Genomic DNA, 3,151 nt, shown 5'->3' on the forward strand with positions numbered 1-3,151 from the left:
GCGGCCGGTGAGTCGTCACGCGCCCACGACGTCAGGTTGCATAGCTAATTGTAGAAGAATTGAATGAAACGCCCTCATGAATAAATGCGGCTAGTTGTCACTCAAGCGAAGGTTCGCATCATGGTAGTCTTTTGTGCAGCACAAGAAATTCGCGCGTTGTAAGGATTTTGGCCCCGTCGTACGTTTTGAGCGGAAGAAGGTCACCCTTATCGCCTGTCACCAGAAAGTCGGCCGCACCAACCGCCGCCATCGCCAATAAATAGTTGTCATGGGGATCCCGCGACACGGTAACGACGGGGAGATCGGAAAGGGGAATGGCGAGATCGCGGATCTCGTTGATGAGACGGCCAGCCAGGGACGGATGCAGCCGTTCCCGGATCTTTGGATATCGCGTCACCCGTATGAGTTCGTCGAGCTGCTCGGTCGAGGTGAGGAGGTCGAATTTGCCCTCGCGCCATAGAACGACAAGGTAAGCCGGCAGTGAAACGCTTGAGAGCAATGCGCTGATGAGGACATTGGTATCGAGGATCAGACGCACGCTTTAGGCTGATTTCAGGACGTGTGCCTGGCGCGTAGCCGAGACGGCTTCGTCGATCATGGCTTCAAGCTCGTCGGCCGGCATATCGGCAAATCGACCGCGGACATCGGCCATTGTTTGATCGAGCACACGCCATTTGACGGCTTCCTCGATGAATTTCGACAGGTCACCTTTTTTCATGCCGCGCTGAGCCAGAAAGCTCCGCACGGTAATATCGGTTTCTTTGGAAACTGATACGGTCCATCTGGTCGTCATATCATTCGGCATGGCACCATCCTGTAGGCGCTTAGGTGTTTACCATCATAACAACCTATTGGTTTTCAGGCAACCGTTATCTGTATCTTGGTGACGTACCACATAGCGGATTGCGATACGCTATGATTAATAGTGTATCAGCCTGGCACCGCTGATCGCGTCGGCGACCCCCAAGCCCCCGTCAGCGCCTGCCCGTGAAGCGGCGACCCGACCGGGAGGCTGACGCGGTCAGCCATTCGTAAACTTGCCGATATCGCCTTGAAGTACGACGCTCCCTGCCCTCTCCTTCCTACCGTCCGAAGCTGAAATTTTGCCGGTCACGATGATTTTGGCCGTTCCATCCGTGCGGCGTCGGTGATACAGTTGTCGGACAATGTCGCCCGTTTCACCAGATTCGACCCCGATCGAGCCCGCTGGCGGAAGCGCCCGACGCGCGTTGCGCCGGCGCTCGGTCCGGACACCCCGCCCCGCCGCGGTGCAACTGCCGCTGTTTCCCGAGTTGATCACCCTCACACGGATCCGACCCGAGCTGAACGAGCGGCGGTACTACCAGATCGAGATCGTGGCGGATCTGTTCGGCGCCGTCGTCCTGGCACGACGCTGGGGCCGGATCGGTCGCAGCTGCCGGATGCGGCACGACCCTTGTGCGGATTTTGGCAGCGCGCTCGATGCGCTCGCTACCCTCGCCCGGCGTAAACGCCAGCGCGGCTATCAGGATCAGCATGCCGCCTGATCCAGCACCGCCCTCGAAGCGAGGCCCAGCACTTATCCACAGAAAACGGGATAAGCCTGGGGACAAGGGCTTGGCCGATGCCAAACTGCCACTGTCAAAGAAGCGGGTTGCCAAATCACGGCCCGCTATAACCACGATCGATCGTCCGGAGGACCGGCCGGTCCACGTATCGCAAGGTATGAGCTTGTTCGATGCCACCGGCGCCCGGAAGTATCTCACCGCGGCGGAGCGGTCGATCTTTCTCCGGGTCGCGGAACGGGAAGATCGCCAGGTCCGCACCCTGTGCATGACCCTCGCCTATGCCGGCTGCCGGTTGTCCGAGGCCCTAGCTCTCACCGCCGATCGGGTCGATCTGTCCTCCGGCGTGCTGGTGTTCGAGACCCTCAAGAAGCGTCGCAGCGGGATCTACCGGCCGGTACCGGTTCCCCCTGCCCTGCTCGAAGCCCTCGATCTGGTCCACGGCATCCGGGAATGCCAGTCGCGCCGCGACAAGGGGCGGGATATCCGGCTCTGGCCCTGGTCGCGCATGACCGGCTGGCGAGCGGTCCACGCCGTGATGGTGGCGGCCGATCTCACCGGTCCGCACGCCTCACCCAAAGGGTTGCGCCACGGGTTCGGGGTGGCTGCGGTCTCCGCCGGCATCCCGCTCAACCTGGTCCAGAAATGGCTCGGCCACGCCCAGCTCTCCACCACCGCGATCTACGCCAATGCGATCGGCGCCGAAGAGCAGGATATCGCACGGCGGATGTGGGGATGAGGCAGGCGCTGCACCGTCTGACCATCGAGACCAGGGGCAAGGGGCTGACCGATATCAGCCGGCCGATCATCGACTGGACCGCGAGCCAGGGGATCGAGACCGGGTTGCTGACGGTATGGTGCCGTCACACATCCGCCTCCCTCACGGTTCAGGAGAACGCCGACCCCACCGTGCGGGCGGATATCCTCCGGTTTTTCGAAACGCTGGTTCCCGAGGCGGCCGGCCGTTACGCGCATGAGGACGAAGGACCGGACGATATGCCGGCGCATCTGCGCACAATGCTGACCGAGACCCAGCTCAGCATTCCGGTCGCAGCCGGACGACCGGTATTCGGGACTTGGCAGGCGCTCTATCTGTTCGAGCATCGGCGCCGACCCCACCCGCGCGAAATCGTGCTGCATTTGCTGGGAGAGTGAGGGGAGCGGACACGAAAGTAGCTTTTACGTACGCTTGTCCGAAAAACGAGGATTTTTCGGACAAACCCAGGAGTTTCCGACAACCTGACGTGCCGACGAGATCGTGGACAAATCAGTTTCCGGACAAGAAGGCGGACAAATGTTCCCGCCTCGTTCACGTCTAGCGTACGTAAAACTCACTTTCGTGTCCGGACCCTCAATGGGCGCACTCCTTGCACCAGAAGCAGGATGAGCGACCACAGGACGCAGATCACCAGCGCAAGACTCATGGCAGCAACCACGCCGACCAGCTGAATGGTGAGATGCAACACGAGAAGCATGGCACCGAACCCCAGCATCGGTGCGAGAGCCTTTGTCTGCTGATTCCGGGGTCAATTCGCCCACCATTCCGGGAGTAACTCGCCCGGCATTCCGGGATCTATTCGCCCACCCATTCCGACGTTAATTCGCCC

At 60.7% G+C, this 3,151-nt stretch carries 6 protein-coding genes; 3 read left to right on the top strand and 3 right to left on the bottom strand.

Going from position 1 to position 3,151, the window contains the following annotated elements; translation table 11 throughout:
• Nucleotides 1-118: 118 nt before the first annotated feature.
• Together BW994_RS18630 and BW994_RS18635 are read right to left on the bottom strand one after the other, a co-directional pair.
• Nucleotides 119-538: a putative toxin-antitoxin system toxin component, PIN family gene (locus BW994_RS18630; protein WP_029314343.1), complete on the bottom strand. Its 420-nt coding sequence runs from the start codon at nucleotides 536-538 to the stop codon at nucleotides 119-121.
• A 3-nt stretch (nucleotides 539-541) separates the two neighbouring features.
• A complete protein-coding gene (locus BW994_RS18635) occupies nucleotides 542-805 on the bottom strand; it encodes a ribbon-helix-helix domain-containing protein (protein ID WP_029314344.1) in 264 nt (87 codons plus the stop codon).
• A gap of 424 nt (nucleotides 806-1,229) precedes the next feature.
• On the opposite strand from BW994_RS18635, the gene BW994_RS18640 reads away from it, so the two are divergent.
• The 3 genes from BW994_RS18640 (at nucleotide 1,230) to BW994_RS18650 (ending at nucleotide 2,699) form a co-directional block, all read left to right on the top strand.
• Nucleotides 1,230-1,526: a WGR domain-containing protein gene (locus BW994_RS18640; protein WP_076454857.1), complete on the top strand. Its 297-nt coding sequence runs from the start codon at nucleotides 1,230-1,232 to the stop codon at nucleotides 1,524-1,526.
• A 178-nt stretch (nucleotides 1,527-1,704) separates the two neighbouring features.
• Nucleotides 1,705-2,283, top strand: a complete 579-nt coding sequence (locus BW994_RS18645) for a tyrosine-type recombinase/integrase (protein WP_029314346.1) — start codon at nucleotides 1,705-1,707, stop codon at nucleotides 2,281-2,283.
• Nucleotides 2,280-2,699, top strand: coding sequence for a secondary thiamine-phosphate synthase enzyme YjbQ (locus BW994_RS18650; RefSeq protein WP_029314347.1), 420 nt, complete (start codon nucleotides 2,280-2,282; stop codon nucleotides 2,697-2,699). The genes BW994_RS18645 and BW994_RS18650 overlap by 4 nt, the downstream gene beginning before the upstream one ends.
• Before the next feature lie 176 nt (nucleotides 2,700-2,875).
• Here the strand turns inward: BW994_RS18650 and BW994_RS19820 are convergent, their stop codons facing one another.
• Nucleotides 2,876-3,037, bottom strand: coding sequence for a hypothetical protein (locus BW994_RS19820; RefSeq protein ID WP_156038203.1), 162 nt, complete (start codon nucleotides 3,035-3,037; stop codon nucleotides 2,876-2,878).
• Between the last annotated feature and the right edge of the window lie 114 nt (nucleotides 3,038-3,151).

The sequence above is a fragment of the Acidiphilium rubrum genome, assembly GCF_900156265.1.
In the GTDB taxonomy this organism is placed as follows: Bacteria; Pseudomonadota; Alphaproteobacteria; order Acetobacterales; family Acetobacteraceae; genus Acidiphilium; species Acidiphilium rubrum.

Coding starts and splice junctions, on each gene's coding strand:
- BW994_RS18635 (WP_029314344.1), bottom strand. CDS start 805: ATGCCGAATGATATGACGACCAGATGGACCGTATCAGTTTCCAAAGAA.
- BW994_RS18645 (WP_029314346.1), top strand. CDS start 1,705: ATGAGCTTGTTCGATGCCACCGGCGCCCGGAAGTATCTCACCGCGGCG.
- BW994_RS18650 (WP_029314347.1), top strand. CDS start 2,280: ATGAGGCAGGCGCTGCACCGTCTGACCATCGAGACCAGGGGCAAGGGG.
- BW994_RS19820 (WP_156038203.1), bottom strand. CDS start 3,037: ATGCTGGGGTTCGGTGCCATGCTTCTCGTGTTGCATCTCACCATTCAG.